This is a genomic window from Marinifilum sp. D714, assembly GCF_030851345.1.
GTDB lineage: Bacteria > Bacteroidota > Bacteroidia > Bacteroidales > Marinifilaceae > Marinifilum.
Genome location: NZ_JALPNU010000002.1, coordinates 145,934 through 165,582, shown reverse-complemented (window position 1 = coordinate 165,582; position 19,649 = coordinate 145,934). Strand labels below are relative to the sequence as shown.

Annotated in this window: 17 protein-coding genes; 13 read left to right on the top strand and 4 right to left on the bottom strand. The window is 34.0% G+C overall.

The features are described from left to right. Positions 1-184 precede the first annotated feature (184 nt). Together M0051_RS02605 and M0051_RS02600 are read left to right on the top strand one after the other, a co-directional pair. A complete protein-coding gene (locus tag M0051_RS02605; RefSeq protein WP_306739981.1) occupies positions 185-3,292 on the top strand; it encodes a hypothetical protein in 3,108 nt (1,035 codons plus the stop codon). Between the two features lie 38 nt (positions 3,293-3,330). Next, positions 3,331-3,867 (top strand): GNAT family N-acetyltransferase, encoded by a 537-nt coding sequence (locus M0051_RS02600; protein WP_306739980.1) that lies wholly within the window; start codon positions 3,331-3,333, stop codon positions 3,865-3,867. Here the strand turns inward: M0051_RS02600 and M0051_RS02595 are convergent. Next, positions 3,854-4,312, bottom strand: a complete 459-nt coding sequence (locus tag M0051_RS02595) for a type I restriction enzyme HsdR N-terminal domain-containing protein (protein ID WP_306739979.1) — start codon at positions 4,310-4,312, stop codon at positions 3,854-3,856. The two genes, M0051_RS02600 and M0051_RS02595, sit on opposite strands and share 14 nt — an antisense overlap. A gap of 60 nt (positions 4,313-4,372) precedes the next feature. Between M0051_RS02595 and M0051_RS02590 the strand changes: the two genes are divergently transcribed. The 8 genes from M0051_RS02590 (at position 4,373) to M0051_RS02555 (ending at position 11,893) form a co-directional block, all read left to right on the top strand. Continuing rightward, positions 4,373-5,143, top strand: a complete 771-nt coding sequence (locus M0051_RS02590; RefSeq protein ID WP_306739978.1) for an AMP nucleosidase — start codon at positions 4,373-4,375, stop codon at positions 5,141-5,143. A 9-nt stretch (positions 5,144-5,152) separates the two neighbouring features. Continuing rightward, entirely contained in the window at positions 5,153-6,154 is a 1,002-nt protein-coding gene (gene holA, locus M0051_RS02585) for a DNA polymerase III subunit delta (protein WP_306739977.1), read from the top strand. 104 nt (positions 6,155-6,258) lie between these two features. Next, positions 6,259-6,876, top strand: coding sequence for a gliding motility-associated C-terminal domain-containing protein (locus M0051_RS02580; protein ID WP_306739976.1), 618 nt, complete (start codon positions 6,259-6,261; stop codon positions 6,874-6,876). Between the two features lie 2 nt (positions 6,877-6,878). Further along, on the top strand, positions 6,879-7,832 hold the full coding sequence (locus M0051_RS02575) for a type IX secretion system membrane protein PorP/SprF (protein ID WP_306739975.1): 954 nt from the start codon (positions 6,879-6,881) through the stop codon (positions 7,830-7,832). A gap of 5 nt (positions 7,833-7,837) precedes the next feature. Then, on the top strand, positions 7,838-9,919 hold the full coding sequence (locus tag M0051_RS02570) for a carboxypeptidase regulatory-like domain-containing protein (protein WP_306739974.1): 2,082 nt from the start codon (positions 7,838-7,840) through the stop codon (positions 9,917-9,919). A gap of 11 nt (positions 9,920-9,930) precedes the next feature. After that, positions 9,931-10,536 carry a rhomboid family intramembrane serine protease gene (locus M0051_RS02565; RefSeq protein ID WP_306739973.1) on the top strand — a complete coding sequence of 202 codons (606 nt, stop codon included), beginning with the start codon at positions 9,931-9,933 and terminating at the stop codon, positions 10,534-10,536. A gap of 3 nt (positions 10,537-10,539) precedes the next feature. Then, the gene (locus tag M0051_RS02560; protein ID WP_306739972.1) at positions 10,540-11,037 is read left to right on the top strand and encodes an HAD family hydrolase; all 498 of its coding nucleotides are present in this window, start codon (positions 10,540-10,542) and stop codon (positions 11,035-11,037) included. 1 nt (position 11,038) lies between these two features. After that, a complete protein-coding gene (locus M0051_RS02555; RefSeq protein WP_306739971.1) occupies positions 11,039-11,893 on the top strand; it encodes an aminotransferase class IV in 855 nt (284 codons plus the stop codon). On the opposite strand, the gene M0051_RS02550 is transcribed toward M0051_RS02555, so the two are convergent. Next, positions 11,890-12,453, bottom strand: coding sequence for a YqgE/AlgH family protein (locus M0051_RS02550; protein WP_306739970.1), 564 nt, complete (start codon positions 12,451-12,453; stop codon positions 11,890-11,892). The two genes, M0051_RS02555 and M0051_RS02550, sit on opposite strands and share 4 nt — an antisense overlap. 181 nt (positions 12,454-12,634) lie before the next feature. Here M0051_RS02550 and M0051_RS02545 point away from each other — a divergent pair, with 181 nt between their 5' ends. Next, a complete protein-coding gene (locus M0051_RS02545; protein ID WP_306739969.1) occupies positions 12,635-14,560 on the top strand; it encodes a Na+/H+ antiporter NhaC family protein in 1,926 nt (641 codons plus the stop codon). Positions 14,561-15,296: 736 nt separating this feature from the next. On the opposite strand, the gene M0051_RS02540 is transcribed toward M0051_RS02545, so the two are convergent. Continuing rightward, the gene (locus M0051_RS02540; RefSeq protein WP_306739968.1) at positions 15,297-17,741 is read right to left on the bottom strand and encodes a thiamine pyrophosphate-dependent enzyme; all 2,445 of its coding nucleotides are present in this window, start codon (positions 17,739-17,741) and stop codon (positions 15,297-15,299) included. A 231-nt stretch (positions 17,742-17,972) separates the two neighbouring features. Between M0051_RS02540 and M0051_RS02535 the strand changes: the two genes are divergently transcribed. Together M0051_RS02535 and M0051_RS02530 are read left to right on the top strand one after the other, a co-directional pair. Next, on the top strand, positions 17,973-18,218 hold the full coding sequence (locus tag M0051_RS02535; protein WP_268188575.1) for a hypothetical protein: 246 nt from the start codon (positions 17,973-17,975) through the stop codon (positions 18,216-18,218). A 115-nt stretch (positions 18,219-18,333) separates the two neighbouring features. Beyond that, positions 18,334-18,495, top strand: coding sequence for a hypothetical protein (locus tag M0051_RS02530; protein WP_306739967.1), 162 nt, complete (start codon positions 18,334-18,336; stop codon positions 18,493-18,495). Between the two features lie 134 nt (positions 18,496-18,629). On the opposite strand, the gene M0051_RS02525 is transcribed toward M0051_RS02530, so the two are convergent. Further along, positions 18,630-19,634 (bottom strand): FAD:protein FMN transferase, encoded by a 1,005-nt coding sequence (locus tag M0051_RS02525; RefSeq protein WP_306739966.1) that lies wholly within the window; start codon positions 19,632-19,634, stop codon positions 18,630-18,632. Positions 19,635-19,649: the final 15 nt, after the last annotated feature.

The following is a 19,649-nucleotide window of genomic DNA, read 5'->3' as shown; positions in this document are numbered from 1 at the left end:
AAGGCGAATCAACCTGATAGAAAGGAAGTTTTTATTAACAATTACATCTTTTTTATCAGATTCTCTGGCGTTATTAACTTATAAAAGTTATATTTAGTTATTGTTAATTAGTTTAAAACATATAAAACCCACTACAGGCCCAAAGCTAAAACTGCAATTGTCTTCTACAGCAAAGACAATTTTAATGGTCATTTTCTCTATTTACATGGGGATTTGTAGTCCGTACTCTCTTAATGCCAGCCCTAAAAAGCAAAAAATTAAAGATCGAAGAAAGTATCAAGTTGCCGAAAAATTCCTTGCAAATGGAAATTATTCTAAAGCTGCCAGCATATACAAAGAATTATTAGATCAAGCTTCGCGCAATGCCGATTTGAACTTTAAACTTGGATTGTGCTATCTAAATATTGTTTCGGAAAAGTCGAAATCGGTTGATTTAATCGAAAAATCTATTCAATACACCAATTCAAAAAATAATGTTGCTATTGATGTGTATTATAATCTGGCAAAAGCCTACCACACCAATTATCAATTCAGGGAAGGATTAAAAGTCTATAATGACTTACTGCAAATTATTTCGCCACAAAACACAGAGTTTCGCAACGAAATACAGCGCGAAATTAAGATGTGTAAAAATGGTTTAGAGTTGGTAAAAAAACCAGTAAATATATCCATCATCAACTTAGGGAATAAAATCAATACCGAATTTGCCGAACACAGTCCTGGTGTTACTGCTGATGAAAGTACTATGATTTTCACCTCTAGAAGAAATGGTACCGGTAGTAAACTTGATATCGATGGTCAGTACTTTGAGGATATATACATCTCGCATAAAGAAAATGGAATATGGAGTGAACCTATTGGAATTCCAAAGCTTAACACCATAGACCACGATGCGTCGATTTCTATTTCGGCTGATGGTCAAGAGCTGTATATTTATAAAGCAGGATACTTGAGTCGAAAAGAATCGGAAGGTGGAGATATCTATGTGAGTAGATTAAAAGGAAATGAATGGTCGGAAGCCAAAAAGTTAGGACCAAACATTAACTCTAAAAGCAAGGAAAGTCATATCTCTATTTCCGCAGATGGACGAACCATATTTTTCTCTAGTGATAGACCTGGAGGATATGGAGGAATGGATATTTACACGGTAACCAAGCTTCCAAATGGCAAGTGGGGAAAAGCCAAAAACTTGGGTCCCGCTATCAATACAGAATACAACGACGACGCTCCTTTTATCCATCCTGATGGAAAAACTTTATATTTCAGTTCAGCTGGTCACAAAACAATGGGAGGTCTGGATATTTTTAAGAGTATCAACATCAAAGGACGTTGGACTACTCCTGTAAATGTTGGATATCCAATCAACTCAACTGATGATGATATTTACTACACTCCTACTCCTGATGGGAAAAGAGCTTACTTTGCTTCCTACCGTACTGGTAGTTTGGGGAGAACTGACATTTTCTTGATCAAGACACCAGATGCTGATCAAGCTGGTCTTTTTGTGCTGAAAGGAAAGATTGTAAACACCAATGGCAAACCTGTTGGGGGTGCTAAAATCACAGTAAGTAAAAATGGAAAAACCATTGGTATTTACACTCCAAACACCGCTACTGGAAAATTTTTATTCATTATAGATGCTGGTAAAAAATACGATATTGAAATTATGGCTGAAGGGTACAGAACTTTAAGAACGGTTCTGAATATTCCTCTCGAATATGCCAACAAAGAGAATCATAGTGTTATTACTCTTTTACCATTAACTCTAAGAACTAAGGATGAAGCAGATTATCCACAAACTATTGATTTAATAGATTTTGAAGAGAGTAAGATTAATCAAGTTGGCGCTTTGGAAAGTAGTAAAGATTCAATTCCTGATAATAAACAATTCGCTACTCCTGAAGTTAAACAAGTTAGTATTGCTAAGGTTGATCCTGTTGTTGAAACAAAAGAAGAGCTTAAAAAAGATAGCATTATCAGTACTCAAAAATCAAAAAATAATAATGGAATAAATCAAATCAATGATACAGGAAAACTAAAGGAAAGCAACACAGTTAGAAAAGACAATCCTGTTACCAAAACAAAAACGGATTCGAATATTGCGATACCTTCTAAAGGTGTTGTAACACCTAAAGTATTGCCAAATGTAAGTACTACTGCTAAAGTAACTGTTCCGGATAAGGTAACAGAACTTGCAAAAGTTGATCAAGCAATTCAAAAAGAAATTAAGGATAAACCGATAATCAAGAAAGAAAAGCCAATACAAAAAGAATCTACAATTGATTCTAAAAAGTCTGATATTAAGGCAATCGACTCGGGAGCTCTTGCATTTACTTTGGATTTAGGAAACTTTAACTCTCCACGTCCTGAACTATTCGAAGAGTTGGATGGAGTGATTGAAACCAAAGGTCCTGACAATAAATATCATTACACCTACGGTAAATTCAAAGATTACAAAGAGGCCAGTAAAGCACAAAAGGTAATTGCCAAAAAAGGATTCAAATCACCAACAATTAAAATTTTAACAAACGATAAAGTAGCCAAAGAGGAAAAGAGAGGTGAAATCTATTACACCATTCAGATTATGGCACTTAAAATCCCTATCGAAGCTGAATTTTTCGATAACCTGGACAATGTAAAAGTATATGTTGGTGAAGATGGTTTAACACGATTTACTTACCGTAAATTTAAATCATACGATAAAGCGGTTAAGGTTATGAATCGACTAATAAGAATGGGTTATTGGGATGCCTTTATTAGGACCGTTATTAACGATGAATTACTATATTCTGGTGTACAATACACTGGTACCAACACTTATACCATTCAAGTAATGGCTCTGCGTTATCCTAAGCCTTTAAGCTATTTTAAAGATTTAGGTGATGTAAGTGTGTTTGTTGATAAAACGGGATTGTATCGATATACCTATGGCTCTTACAATTCAAAACCAGATGCAATTCTTAATTTGGGTACAGTATTAAAGAATGGCTATTGGGATGCTTTTGTTAGAAAATCTTTACGTGGTGAACGCTTGCCTGCCAACAATTCATTAGAAACTGAGAATTATTATACCATACAGGTAATGGCCTTGAAAAATGCACGCCCTTTAAATTATTTCGATAATTTAGGAACCGATAACATGCGTTTGTTTAATGGTAAAGATGGTTTGTCCAGATATACTTTTCAAAAATTCTCATCGCAGGCGAAAGCTAAAAATCGTCTTTCTTCTGTAATCAAAAAAGGATATCTTGACGCCTTTACCAGAGAAATTAAATGGTATAACAAACATTAATGTACGACTTGTTTAACTAGTTCATAAAGCACTATAAAATGCAAATTCTAGAGAATAATAACATTCGCTTACGAGCACTGGAACCAACCGATTTAAAATTGCTTTACAGTTGGGAAAATGATTCCTCAATTTGGGAAGTTAGTCATACGCTTAAACCATTCTCTTTATTTGTTTTAAAACAATACCTGGAAACAAGTCATCTTGATATTTTCGAGAGCAAGCAGTTGCGTTTGGTTATTGAAAGAAAAGAAGATCAGGAACCGGTTGGACTAATAGATCTATTTGATTTTGACCCGTTTCATCAACATGCCGGAATTGGAATCTCTATTAACAACAGAGAACATCAACAAAAAGGTTATGCAACCGAAGCTTTGGAAACCTTATGCAATTATGCATTTTCAGTTTTGCAAGTTCACCAATTATACTGTAACATCACATCAAAAAATGAGGCCAGCTTAAAACTATTTCAAAACCAAGGATTCAAAATAGCAGGCTTAAAAAAGGATTGGATAAAAACGCACAATGGCTGGTTAGATGAGTATTTACTTCAAAAAATCAATGCTACAAGTCTTTAATTGATTGATAATTGGGTATGTCTTCCAAAAATTTAAAGCTTTTCTTCTCGTAATCCATATAACAACAAAAATGTCTTAACCCATTGGTTACAACCAAAAATGGAACTCTTAGTTTCATATTGTAACGAGCAATCTGATTGAAAACATCCTGTGTAATTTTTATTTTGCTGGCTTTGCATTCCACTATCATAACCGGATTAGCATTTCGGTTGTATAAAACAATATCGCTACGCTGTGGCAGTAGGTTAACATCAACTTTTTTTTCAACCGCAATTAATGAAGCTGGATAATCTTTTTCTTCAACCAAATATCGAATAAAATTTTGCCTCACCCATTCTTCCGGAGTTAATACTACGTACTTCTTTCGAATACTGTCGAAAATTAGTTTTCTTTGCAGATCAGATTTTATTTTAAAGGAATAAGTTGGTAAATTTAAGTTTTCCATAAAAAAGCTGTTGATCGGCTAAAGTTACAAGATTATTCCTTATAAAACCGCTACACATTTATGAAGACCAAAGAAGAAATTGTAAAAAACTGGCTTACAAGATATACAGGCCGTGAACTTTCAGAATTCACTCCATACATTTTGCTTACAAACTTCAACCATTATGTGGAACTTTTTGCTGAATGGCACAATTGTGAAATTTTGGGCGAAGACAAAGCAATGCCAAATGCATCGGCCGATGGTGTTACCATTATAAATTTTGGAATGGGAAGTCCGAATGCTGCAACAGTTTTGGATCTACTAAGTGCAATTAAACCCAAAGGTGTGCTTTTCCTTGGAAAATGTGGTGGCTTAAAAAGAAAAAACAAATTAGGCGATTTAATTCTGCCAATTGCAGCAATTCGAAGTGAAGGTACGTCAAACGATTATCTTCCTCCTGAAGTACCAGCCCTGCCTGCATTTTCATTGCAGATGGCTGTTTCTCAGGTAATATCCGATCGAAAAAAAGATTATTACACGGGGACTGTATTTACAACAAACAAACGTGTATGGGAGTACGACGAACGTTTCAAAAAATATCTAAGTAAAACGCGTGCTATGGCAATCGACATGGAAACAGCTACCATTTTTACGGTTGGTTTCTATAACGAGATTCCTGTTGGTGCATTGCTTTTGGTATCAGATCAACCAATGATTTCGGAAGGTGTTAAAACAGATAAAAGTGATGCTTTGGTAACCGATAGCTATGTGAATGATCATTTGGAAATCGGAATTGAAGCTTTAAAAGAGATCATGCACAATCGCAAATCTGTTAAACACCTTAGATTTTAAGTTTGAATAATGACATACGAAGAAATATTTAAAGGCCTTAAGAAAAAAGAATTTGCTCCTGTATACTTTTTAATGGGAGAAGAAAGTTTCTTTATTGATAAGATTACCGACTATATTATAGACAATGCTTTACCTGAGCATGAAAGAGATTTTAATCAAACTATTCTTTACGGAAAAGATACTGACATAGGTACAATTGTTACAACTGCCAGACGATTTCCTATGATGAGTGAAAAACAAGTTGTAGTTGTTAGGGAAGCTCAAAATATCAAGAATATAGATCAATTATCTTCGTATGTAAAAAATCCCTTACAATCAACCATTTTGGTTATTAATTACAAATACAAATCATTGGATAAGCGAAAAGCTTTCACCAAAGATATAGCTCAAAATGGTATTCTTTTTGAATCAAAAAAAATATACGACAATCAAATTCCAGATTGGATTAAAAAATATGCAGCAAACTTAAAATATAAAGTTGATAATAAGGCCGCCTTTCTTTTGGCTGAATTCCTAGGTAACGATTTAGGAAAAATTACCAATGCCATAGAAAAGCTAACCATAAATATTACAAATAGTGATACAATCACACCGATCGATATCGAGAAAAACATCGGAATATCAAAAGATTACAACAATTTCGAACTTCAAAATGCATTAGGTAAAAAAGATGTCTTAAAGGCCAATCAAATCATAAACTATTTCTCTACCAACGAAAAAAATCATCCTCTAGTTGTAACCATTGCCTTACTACACTCGTATTTCTCCAAAGTTTTAAAGTATTATTTCTTAAAAAATAAAACAAACGAAAAAGTTGTTGCTTCGAGCTTGCGAATCAATCCTTATTTCGTAAAAGATTATAAACTTGCATCGAGAAATTACAATCCAAAGAAATTGGTTTCGATAATCGAGATGTTGCGAGAATATGATTTAAGATCGAAAGGATTTGGTGATACAGGCACGAAACAAGGAGATCTTTTAAAAGAATTGATTTTTAAAATTCTCCATTAGCAACAGCGTTAAAATTTAATTTTACGCAACACCCTAATATGAGAATAAATCTACCCATTCGACTGCTATTGCTTGGATTTTCTCTCTGCACAAGTTTATTGTGTATGGGACAAACTGGAGAACCACCCATTGCCAAAAACGATACGGTTTCCATTACAAACCAAAGTTCGGCTAGCGAGGTGGTTTATATTGAAATCGACTTCCTAAAAAATGACAGTTTTACATCTAAGGAAGAGATCGAAAAGTCTATACTTCGCCAGACCGACCAGTTCGGAAAAGCTTATTTAATCGAAGATAATACCTTAATGGTTTATTATCCATACGAGATGAGTTTTGGCACAGATACCATTTATTACGAATTATGTGATCAGGCAAAGCGCTGCAGTAAAGCTATTATTATGGTCAATGTTATTGATCCTAATCAGGTTGAGTTATTAATCCCTTCGTCATTCTCACCAAATAACGACAATATTAACGACAAATTTTACATTAAGGGAATTGAAAATTATCCGGAAAACGAGTTTATTGTATTCTCGCGTTGGGGAACCAAAGTTTACGAAAAGAAAAACTACAACAACCAGGAAGCATGGGATGGTGGTTACAACAATGCTGGTGTAAAACTTGGACCCGGAGATAAATTACCTAAAGGAACCTACTTCTTTAAGTTAATAATTAAAGATAAAGAATATGTAAAAAGTGGTTATATTGTAGTTAAATACTGATAATGAATCATCTTTACAAAATTACAATTTTAATTGGACTCCTATTATTGCCCATATCTAAATCATGGGCACAAGAAGACATCCGGTTTTCAAATTTTTCTTATAACAGATTATTTTACAATCCTGCTTATGCAGGTAGTAGTCGCTTTATGGAAGCGGTACTTGCCTATCGTAATCAATGGGTAGATGTAGAAGGATCACCAGAAACAGCCGTTTTATCGATACAGGCTCCTGTAAACTATACCAATTTTGGATTAGGAGCTGTTGTATATAACAATAGATTCGGAATTCAGAAAGATAATGCCGTATTCTTAAATTATGCCTACCATCTGCAAGTTAGCCTTGAGGGAATATTGTCAATGGGAATCCAGGCAGGATTTATAAACAAGCAAATTAAATGGACAGAATTAACAACCTACGATCCTAATTTCCCATCTCCCGATGATCCTGCTTTTCCTGATCAGGATATTTCAACATGGGTCCCGAATTTTGGAATTGGCTTTTATTATTACACACCAAAATATTATATTGGATTTTCTGCGCCAAGATTGCTTTCTAACGATCAACCCGATACTGAAGGTTTTTCGGATAACATGAAATTTAAATTCAAAAATACAGTGTGCTATTTGGGAGGAGGTGCTACCTTTCCTTTAAATCCTGAATTGGCATTTAAACCATCTGTTTTAGTCGTTGGTTCTTATTCAGGCACAACAACGGCCCTGGCAAATTTTGATGTGGTTCATGAAATTGGTATTTCTTTGGGTTTAGGATACAGAACGGATGATTCCTGGGCTGGTAGCATTGGATATCAATTGAGTCAGAAACTAAGATTTTCATATTCTTATGAAAAATATTTTGGAAAATATCGTTCAAAAGGCTTTACAAATCACGAAATAATATTAAATTACAATTTATCTTTAAAAAAGAGCAAAATTACATCACCAAGATATTTCTAAGTAACATGAACAGTAAAGCTGGATTAAATATCACACTAGTTTTTTTTCTAATCACTTTAGGAAGTATCCCATCAATTGGACAATCACAATTGGTTGAAAAAGGCAATCGGTATTTTAAGAATAGTGAGTTTGCCCATGCAATTAATTATTTTGAAAAATACCTAGAAAATTCAAATGATATTGATGTAAAAAGAAAATTGGCTGAATGTTATGTCGAAATAAATAAAGATACTGAAGCTCTTTATCTATTAGAAAAATTGGTAGTTGATCCAAGAGCCAATTCAAAAGATTTTCTTAGCTATGCTCATCATTTAAAAAGAAGTAGAAATTATATAGAAGCAAAAGTTTGGTTTGAAAAATACGCTAAGCTTAATCCTCGAGATAAAAAGATTCAAAATTTAATTCTATCCTGTAATTTAATTAATGAATTAGAAGACAATCAGCAGTTTATTGTAAAACCAATAGATATAAATTCTCCACAGTCAGATTTTGCATCAGCCCTTTACAAAGATGGTTTGGTATTCGTTTCGGGACGTCATAACAAAACCTCAAAAGAAATTGATGGCAGAACGGGAGAACATTATCTTGATTTGTACTATACCGAACAAATAGGAGATCGTTTTGTTGATCCAATTCCATTTAGCGAAACGTTTAATTCTAAATATCACGAAGGTCCCGCTTGCTTTACTCCAAACGAACGTTTTGTATTTTTTACTCGCAACAAAGGCAATGTAAACCTCGAAGGTAAATCGGAATTGAATATTTATTCATCCCGTTTTAATGGAAAATCTTGGGATAAACCAGAATTGTTTCTTTTCTCAGGTCGCGCCTATTCCATTGGCCATCCCAGTATATCTTCGGATGGAAGGTATTTGTATTTCATTTCGAATATGAAAGGTGGATATGGTGGAACTGATATTTACGTTTGTCGAAAACTTGGATTTTCATGGAGTAAACCAATTAATTTAGGGCCTACAGTTAATACATCCGGCAACGAAATGTTTCCTTTCATTGCAGATGACAACTATCTTTATTTTGCCTCTGATGGACACATTGGTTTTGGAGGTTTGGATATTTTTAAAACAACATTTGAACAGAATAGCTGGACTTACCCGGTGAACCTCGGTCTTCCTTTCAATTCTGAAAAAGATGATTTTGGATTCATTTTTAAAGGATCAAAAGAAAGTGGTTATTTTTCATCGAACCGAAGAGGAAACGATGATATATTTTCATTTACTCGAAATCCTGAGAAGATAACAGCCATACACGGAAGAATAGTTGATAGATATTCGAAGATGTCCATTTCTGGTGTCAATATTGTTCTAATGGATAATTTATCCAGAGAAAAATCGACACAAAGTAGTAAAAATGGAATGTTTAAAATTGACATTTTCAACAATAAAAACTACAGTTTAATAGTTAGTAAAACAGGCTATAAAACGAAAAGAATTCTTTATTTTGCTCAGAATGGAGCTACACCAAAACAACTAAATATATCCATGGAAACAACTCCCTGGGTAAAGTTTAAAGGAAGTGTGGTTGATGAGTTTTCTGGTCGTGCATTGGAACAAGCCAACTTAGAAATTATTAATCGTAATTATAAAATCAATAGTATATGCGAAACAGATGATTACGGGGAATTTACACAAGATATCGATCCTTCAAAATCGTATGATGTTATCATTCGAAAAGATGGATATTTCACAAAAGTAATTACAAATTATCGTTATCAATCGGATCAATTTGAGCAAATAGAATTGCAGAAATTCAATAAAAATGAAAACATGCAACTCTTTGGTGTTGAATATGAACAAAACTCAGCTGAACTAGGTAAAAACACCATACTTGAGCTTGATAATTTAGCGAACCTATTGATTGTAAATCCGAATATTGCCATTCAAATAATTGGCTTCACAAATTTTGACAATGGCAAAAGAGATAATAAAATTGTTAGCCTTGAAAGAGCTTCACAAGCTGCAGAGTATGTAATTTCGAAAGGAATTACAAAAAATAGAGTTGAATACAAAGCCGGAGGATACGATCCTGGCAAACCCGCTTTAACAGTTAAACTGTTGGAAGCATTTTAGAAAAATACAACATGACCATCATAATAATTGCCATAACAGTACTGATCTCACTAGCTGCATTTCAGAACAACGATTTGCTATACAAATATCAGTTTAATGCATATCAAATTACAAAAAGAAACCAGTGGTATAGAATCATTACATACGGTTTTTTACACGCTAATTGGGATCATTTGTTGGTTAATATGATTGTGCTGTATTTTTTTGGTGATGCACTAGAATATTACTTTAGCTATAATTTTGGTTCTGCAAGTGTAATTTATTTCATTGCTTTATATTTAGGTGCTATAGTTTTATCTACATTATATGATTTAAAAAAACACAAGGAACACTACCATTACAATGCCGTTGGTGCTTCTGGAGCAACATCTGCTGTAGTTTTTGCAACCATATTTTTTGCACCATTACAGCCAATATATTTGTTCTTCGTTATTCCGATTCCAGGAATTATTTTCGCAGCTGGATATCTATATTATTCCTACTATATGGGAAAGAAAAATATTGATAATATTGGTCATAGTGCGCACTTCTATGGAGCTTTGTTCGGATTTCTGTTTCCATTAATCATTAAACCCAAATTATTCTCCTTATTTTTGCAGCAGATTCTCAATTTTTAAAGCATGCAAAAAGCTATTTTTCTTGACCGCGATGGAGTAATCAATTCTGATGTAGGTCATTATTACATTTATCGTGTTGAAGACTTTGTAATTAACGATGGCATTATTCCATCACTGAAAAAATTCACTGAAGCTGGCTACAAATTATTCATTGTTACCAATCAAGGTGGAGTAGCAAAAGGAATTTATACCGAAAATGATGTAAATAAAGTTCATGATCATCTTTTAAGCATTCTGCAAAAAGAGAATATTACAATTGAGCAAATTTACTTTTGTCCTCATCACGACAGTGTTGCAGCCTGTGAGTGCAGAAAGCCTAGCCCTTATTTTATTAAAAAAGCAATTCAGGATTATAAAATTGATCCGGATCAATCTTATATGATTGGTGATAGCTTACGTGATAAACAATCGGCGGAAGCTGCAGGAATAAAAGGAGTAAAAGTAGAAGCGAATGAAAATATCGAATCTTATTGCGATAAAATTATAAAAGGGGAATTATAGTATGAGTCATAATGAATATATCAATTTAAACGGCGAATTATTTCCAAAAGACAGCCCTGTTTTTGGAGCTGAAAACCGTGCATTCCGTTATGGTGATTCTCTTTTTGAAACCATTCATTCAAATGGAACTGAAATTCAATTTTTCGATCAACATTTGGATCGATTAATCATGGGAATGAAAACCATAGGGATGATTGTTCCCGAAAATTTCAGAGATAAACTGAAAATCAATATCACATATTTGATTAATAAAAACAAGTCTTTTGCAGGTACTAGAATCCGTTTGAGCGTATTTAGAAATGATGGTGGATTATATACTCCAACTGATAATACGGTATCTTATCTGATTGAAACATCTCGTCTTGAGGAAGACCAGTATGTCATCAATAAGAAAGGGCTTAAAATTGATATTTATAAGGACTGCCGAAAATCATCGGATATCATTTCTCAATTCAAAACTGGCAACTCGCTTCTGTTTATAATGGCTGGCAATTATAAAAACAGAATGCATTTGGATGACTGCTTAATTCTTAACGAAAGAGGAAATCCTATTGAAAGTATCAGCTCTAGTTTGTTCATTGTAAAAAATGATATACTGATGACACCTTCCATCGAAAGTGGAGCCGTAAGTGGAATTATGAGAGAACAGTTAATTGAAACCGCCCTAAAATTAAACATGACCGTTTACGATGATTGTATGATTACGGTTAATGATTTGCTTGAAGCAGATGAGATTTTCTTAAGTAATGCAATTAGCGGAATTAGATGGGTAGTGGCTTTTAGAGATCGCAGATATTTCAATAAAACTGCAAAACTCTTACTTGAGGAATTAAATCAAAATGCTTTCAAATATTAATTCATACTAGGATTTTCTGGAAAATTAGACCACATGCGGTATCTGCCACCAAGCTTGCGTAATGATTGTTCCCACAAATTATCATTGTTAAGGCTCATTATGCTTCTAACATCAATTTGGCTAACCAACCATGAATTTTCCTTTATTTCCTCATTCAGCTGACCTGCACTCCAACCCGAGTACCCTGCAAAAAATCTCACCTGGTGAGGAAGAACTTTCTTCTGCTCAATTAAATCTTTTAAAACACTAAAATCTCCTCCCCAATACAAATTATCAAAAATATGTATGCTGTTTGGAATTAGGTGAGGTAGTGTATGTATGTAATAAATCCTATTGGTATCTACTGGTCCTCCTACAAAAACATCACCATCAAAATGAGCTATACTAACTAAAACTTCGTCTACCGATATATTAATTGGTTTGTTCAAAACAAATCCAACAGCGCCTTCCTCATTAAATTCAGCCAAGAGTACAATGGAGCGTTTAAAATATCTCCCCTCTAAAAAAGGTTCCGCAATTAAAACCTTCCCTTTTTCAGGATTAATATTATTGTTTTCCATTCTAAATAAATCCGAAGTCCCTTCCACACTATTAATTTTAAGTTTCCAAATACAAATTAACCAATTTTACCTAAGAAAAAAAGAATAAGCTCTTACGAAAATCCTAATACTTACTTCCATTTCATTAGCACAAAGCAGGTAAAATAATTATATTTAACACTGCCTAACCAAATTACCAACAATGATTAAAAATTTTACCCTCTCAATTCTTTTATTACTGCTATTGTTATCATTTGAAAGTGTTGCTTCTGATAAAGAAAAGAAAACTATTCACGAAGATTTTACAATTGAGCTACCAAAAATAATTATTGCTGATATTCCTTCAGAGATTACTCTTCATTTAAAAAATGAAAGCCATCTGAAAAAAGATTCAGTATTGATTAAAATAAATGAAAGCGAATTCTGGATTCAACCGGAACATGATCAGATAAAAATTCCATTTGTATTTAAAGGTAATGATGTTGTTCAATTAAGCATTTCACAACAAGAACAGAAGGTAAAATACAAAGCCATTCCCTTATGGATGTCGATATTGCCTCCACTTATAGCCATATTAATGGCATTGGTGTTTAAAGAAGTTTTTTCAGCTCTTTTTGTAGGGCTATTTTCCGGGACACTCATTATTTTCGGATATCAGGATATTTCATTTTTTTCTGCCTGTTTTAAAGCAATTTTTGCAATTTCAGATACTTATATCATCCAATCGTTATCTGATACAGGCCATATCTCAATTATTGTTTTTTCTATGCTAATTGGAGCTATGGTAAACCTGATTACTCAAAATGGTGGCATGCAAGGTGTTGTGAATAAACTTTCACGTTTTGCAAACAGTTCTCGATCCGGACAATTTGTAACTTGGATTTTGGGTGTTCTAATATTTTTTGATGATTATGCCAATACTTTGGTAGTTGGAAATACCATGCGACCAGTAACGGATAAATTAAAAGTATCGAGAGAAAAATTAGCCTACATTGTAGATTCAACCGCTGCCCCCGTGGCTTCAATCGCAATGATTACAACATGGATTGGAATAGAATTGAGCTACATTCAATCGGCAACTGTACAAATCAATATTGATGAAAGTCCATACAGCATATTTTTAAATTCACTGCCAACACGATTTTACCCTTTCTTCACTCTATTTTTCATTTTAATGATTGTTATAATGAAGAAAGATTTCGGACCAATGTTTAAAGCTGAGCAAAGGGCTAAATCCGAAGCAAAATATTCAGAAATCAATGAGCATTCCAACGATGAAATCGAAAACATTGAGATATCGCCTGAAATTCCTACAAGATGGTACAATGCTGGAATTCCAGTAATGGTAGTAATATTCGGAACTTTTGCAGGACTGATTTATACGGGCTGGAATGGGGATATTTGGGATGATTCTACGATCTCATTTGGAACAAAACTATCACATATCATTGGAGCATCTGATTCTTATTTAGCTCTGCTTTGGTCATCAATTTCAGCCGTTTTAATAGCTGCATCATTAAGCATTGGGCAAAGAATACTAAGTTTAAAGAAAACAATTGATGCTTTGGTAAAAGGCTTTAAAACCATGTTAACGGCAATTCTTATTTTGATATTGGCATGGGCATTAGCTGACATTACCAAAGATTTGCATACAGCAGATTTTATATCGAAAATCTTAATTGCAACAGAAGTTCCACCTGAATTCTTGCCAACATTTACTTTTATTTTATCTGCCTTAATTGCTTTTTCAACAGGTTCATCATGGGGGACGATGGCTATTCTTTATCCTTTGATTCTTCCTGCCTCCTGGGCTCTTTGCCACTCGGCTGGTATGGGGGATGTTGAAAGTATGAATATTTTTTACATTACAGTTTCTGCGATATTAGCTGGTTCCGTTCTAGGTGACCACTGCTCACCAATATCAGATACTACTATTTTAAGCTCTTTAGCAAGTTCTTGTAATCATATTGAGCACGTTAGAACTCAACTACCTTACGCTTTAACTGTTGGATCTATAGCAATTATTTTTGGCTTATTGCCTGCTGCGTATGGAATTAGTTCATGGATACTAATTCCTTTAGGATTTATCACCCTATTCTTGATTGTAAAATTCATTGGAAAGAGGTAAAAGAAAACCCGGCATGTAAAGGGCTACAATGCCGGGCAAAAATCCTATGTTGATTTGCAAATTATCTTATCGACAATTAACCACTAACCACAATGAATCAAATCAACACTAACTAAAAGTTTTCATTTATATAGACGATTAAAACATCAAAATGGGTTACTTTTCGTCTGTATTTCTTTACTTTTTTAACAAACTTTAACGTTTGCGATGAAATTTCAGGTATTTTCCAGCTTATTCCTTAAAATAAAAAAACGATCATTCCCCCTAAGAATGATCGTTTAAATGCTATATAATATAGCCCTTTAGAATTGCGCCCATCATATCATTACCATTACTTTACTTAAGGCACATACGAACTAAAAAGTTATTCGCAACAAGACCCCTATTTCTTGTCATGAACAATACTAAAACAAGGAAGTAATTAAAAGGGGTGACAAGAATTACATTTTTTTAAATTTATATTTTTAAATAAGTGTATAAACCAAAAAAAAGCAATCACTTTCTTTTAAAGTGATTGCTTTTACAAGTATATTTTGCTTAATTGTTTGTATCGATTGGAAGAATTACCACATTGCATCCAACTATTACTCACTAAAAAGCCAATTGAGAAAACTCCACTGAGAAGCTCCCTCAATCATATATAAGACAGTTTAATTCCGAAAAGGGGTGAAACGAAACGTAAAAAAAATCCACAAATATTTCTATTTGTGGATTTACTATCAATATGATATTCTTTCTATTCTGTATAAATTGAAGGAAATTTATTCGGATTCGATTCTCTCACAATATCATAAATTACTTCAAAAACATCTTCCGCATTAGGATTCGAGAAGTAATCTCCATCGGTTCCGTAAGCAGGTCGATGATCTTTTGCCGTAATGGTTCTTGGCTCAGAATCCAAATAGAAATATGCTTTCTGGTCTTCCAGTACTTTTTGCATCATAAATGCAGTTGCTCCACCTGGCACATCCTCATCGAAGAATACAATTCGATTGGTTTTCTTAACCGATTCTAAAATTCTTTGATTCACATCAAAAGGCAATAGTGTTTGAACATCGATCAATTCTACCGAAATATCAAAATCTTTTAACTGCTTCACTGCGTCTTCTGCAATTCTAACACAAGAGCCATATGTTACTAAAGTAATATCACTACCTTCATTTAAAATCTCAGGAACTCCAAGTGGAGTTTTAAATTCACCTAAATTCTCTGGCATTTTTTCTTTTAGTCGGTATCCGTTTAAAGGTTCAATCACCAAAGCTGGTTCATCAGATTCTAAAAGTGAGTTATACAATCCTGCTGCAACAGTCATATTTCTAGGTACGCAAACATGAACGCCGCGAATTGAGTTAATCACCATACTCAAAGGAGAACCTGAATGCCAAATTCCTTCCAGCCTATGACCTCTAGTACGAATGATAACTGGAGACTTCTGTCCACCTTTGGTTCTGTATTGCATGGTTGCCAAATCATCACTCATAGTTTGCAGGGCATAGAGCAAATAATCGAAATACTGAATTTCAGCAATTGGTCTTAATCCTCGCAAAGCAAGTCCAATTCCTTGTCCAAGAATGGTAGCTTCACGAATTCCTGTATCAGTTACTCGAAGTTCACCAAACTTCTCCTGCATTCCTTCTAAACTTTGGTTCACACCTCCAATAAAACCGGTATCCTCTCCAAATGTTAGTAGTAAAGGATATTTCGTAAATAATTTATCAAAATTATCACGCAACACTTCTCTCCCATTTACCATTTTAGAATTTTCCCTATAAACAGGAGCAATCGGTTTTATATTGCTAACTTTTAACTCTGTTTCACTATACAAATGACTGCTGTATCTTTCATGATTTTCATCAATGGTATTCTTCAACCAAACCTGTAATTGAGATTTTAGCGGCTTAAAACTTTCACAAGTTGAACAGATGTGTCGAAGGATTTTCTTTGCAGCACTAACATTGTCCTTACGAACAGGATGAATTACTTTTTTTAATCCCGAAGTAATGCTATTAATTCGATCCGTCTTCTTACAATTACATCCTGCATTTTCTACAAGCGTAATCAATTCATCACGCTCTTTCTTGATAGGTTCTGTAAAGCTTTTCCATGCTGTTTGACGGGCTTTCTTTACTATATCTATAGCCTCTTTTTCAATCTCATGCAACTTTTCACTTCCAATCAATTCCATTGAAAGAATCCATTCCCTCATCTTTTTAATTGGATCAAAATCAGCCTCCCACTCCAAACGTTCCTTCGATTTGTATCTTTCGTGTGAACCGGATGTAGAATGTCCTAAAGGCTGCGTCATTTCTGAAACGTGAAACAATACTGGCACATGATCACGACGACAAAGCTCTACTCCTTCAGCATACATCTTACACAAAGCAGGGTAATCCCAACCCTTAGCTTTGTATATTAAATATCCATCTCCATTCTCATCTTGCTCAAATCCTTTTAATGCTTCTGATATGTTTTGCTTGGTAGTCTGATATTTATTGGGAACTGAAATTCCCCAACCATCATCCCATACACTCATTGCCATTGGCACTTTTAAAACTCCTGCAGCATTGATGGTTTCCCAAAAATGTCCTTCGGATGTACTTGAATCTCCAATTGTACCAAAAGCAACTTCATTTCCTTTAAGTGAGAAATTGGTAAACTGATGCAGCTCTTTATTCTCTCTAAATAATTTTGAAGCATAAGCCAAGCCTAGTAATCGAGGCATTTGCCCTGCGGTTGGCGAAATATCTGCTGATGAGTTTTTTTGTTCTGTAAGATTTTTCCATGAACCATCTTCATTCAAACTTCTCGAGGCATAATGGTTATTCATTAAACGCCCACCATTTGCAGGGTTTTTATCCAACTGGGTTTCTCCAAACAACTGTGCAAAAAACTCCTCTGGTGTAAGCATACCCGCTGCCAACATAAAAGTTTGATCTCTATAATATCCAGATCGCCAATCACCTTTTTTAAATGATTTTGCCATTGCAATTTGAGCAATCTCTTTTCCGTCACCAAAAATTCCAAATTTGGCCTTCCCGGTTAAAACTTCCTTACGACCTAAAATGCTTAACTGACGGCTTATATTTGCTATGCGATAATCTTCAAGAACTTCGGAAGTAAAATCTTCGTATGATAAATTATCATCTTTTGCTTCCATGTTTTCCTTTATTGTTTCTGACATATTATTTCAATTTTCTGAATTCGAAATAATTTCCCCCTTATTTCAGAATCCATAGTATGTTAGTGTGTTTATTTAACAGAATTTTTCTGATTTTTCTAAGATCAAATTTAGGAAGAATTATTCTAAATAAGAAAGATTACTCCAAGTATTTCAGACCTTTTATTCTTGTTTAATTTGGTCGAGAAATACTGAAATGATATCTTTGCCTTTAATTTATAAAGAATTATCGAAATGATTATAAAGCTTATACTTATTACTACTGTTATTCTGGCAATTGCATTTGTTGGATTTGCCATTTCAATTCTGATTAAAAAGAATGGTAGATTCCCTGAATTGCATATCGGAAGGAATGAAGAGCTGAAGAAGAGAGGAATTAGTTGTGCTACATCACAACACAAAATGGAGCAGGAAAAGGCTAAAAATGCCAAAGTATTTAATAAGTTAACTCTTCTTGATAAAGAACTGGAGAGCTTGTAATTCAGTTTTGCATTAATACCCTAAAAAGTTAAAAAAGACTAAAATTTCAATTTTAGCAAAACAACACGATTCCATTAAACGTATCTTTTAATAAAACGTAAAGATCAAAACAGCTATGTTTCTAAAGATATTATTACTCGCAGTATTTTTGCTTTTTTTAGCATTTATTGGATTTGGTATTAAACTCCTGTTTGATAAAAATGCCAAGTTTACAGGTGGAGGTTGCAGTTCTTGTGCTTGCAACGATGATGAAGCAGATACCTGTGAAACGAATTAATTGGTTATCGGTTTTCCGTTTTATTCTGTTTGTATTATTTCATAACAACTACTTTTCAAACACTTTAATCAGAAAACCGATAACTTATTTTAGAAGATCTGGTTCAGTATAAAAATCCTACTTCACCGCTATTCTTATTTCAGAATTTGTGACTTAAGTTTTTCACTTGTAAAAGTGGCTAAATCACCTTTCTCATCAGTATAGATAAAATAGGCATCCAATTCTGGGTCATTTTTAACAATAGCTACACTCTTTTCCAAACCCAAGACCATAAATGCAGTTGCATATGCATCAGCCTTCATACAAGTAGGAGCAACCACCGATGCTGAAAGTAAGCTGTGTTGTACCGGGTATCCCAATCGTGGATCAATTGTATGCGCATATTTCTTGCCATCTTTCACATAGAACTGACGGTAATTACCAGAAGTAGCCATAGCTCCATTTTTCAACTCCAATACATCCTGAATTTGTCTGGTCAAACTTGAAGGATCATCAATAGGTTTATCGATTCCTACACGCCAAGGTCTTTTTTTATTACTGATTCCTTTAACTCTTATTTCACCTCCAATTTCAACCATATAATTGGTGATTCCTTTTGATTCCAAAAAGTCTGCTACGATATCAACACCATAACCTTTGGCAATGGCACTGGCATCAAACATGATTCTAGGGTCTTCTTTAATCACTTTTCCAGCCTCCAATCTCACTTTTTGATATCCGACTACTTGTAACAAACTATCAACTGGGATTTGCTCTGGTTCAAGCTTATTTTTAAACCCAAATCCCCACGCATTAACCAATGGTGCCACCGTCCAGTCGAAAGCACCATCTGTTACCTTAGCAATCTGCTCACTGGTTTTAAAACAAGTCATGAAATAATCATCCAAAACAACTGTTGAATCATTCTCATTCACTTTTGAAATTACCGACTCAGGATTGTAAGTAGATAAAGAGAAATCAAACTCTTTCAATTTTTCAAGTATTTCTTTTTGTAAACCATTTTCATTTGGATATTGATATACCATGTGATAAAAAGTTCCAAACACTTTCCCCTCATTGAAATGATACTTTGATTCTTGCTTGCATGCTCCAAATACAACAATTAGTACAAAAAGACTTATAAACTTAAACTTGTTCATGATATTAAATTATAA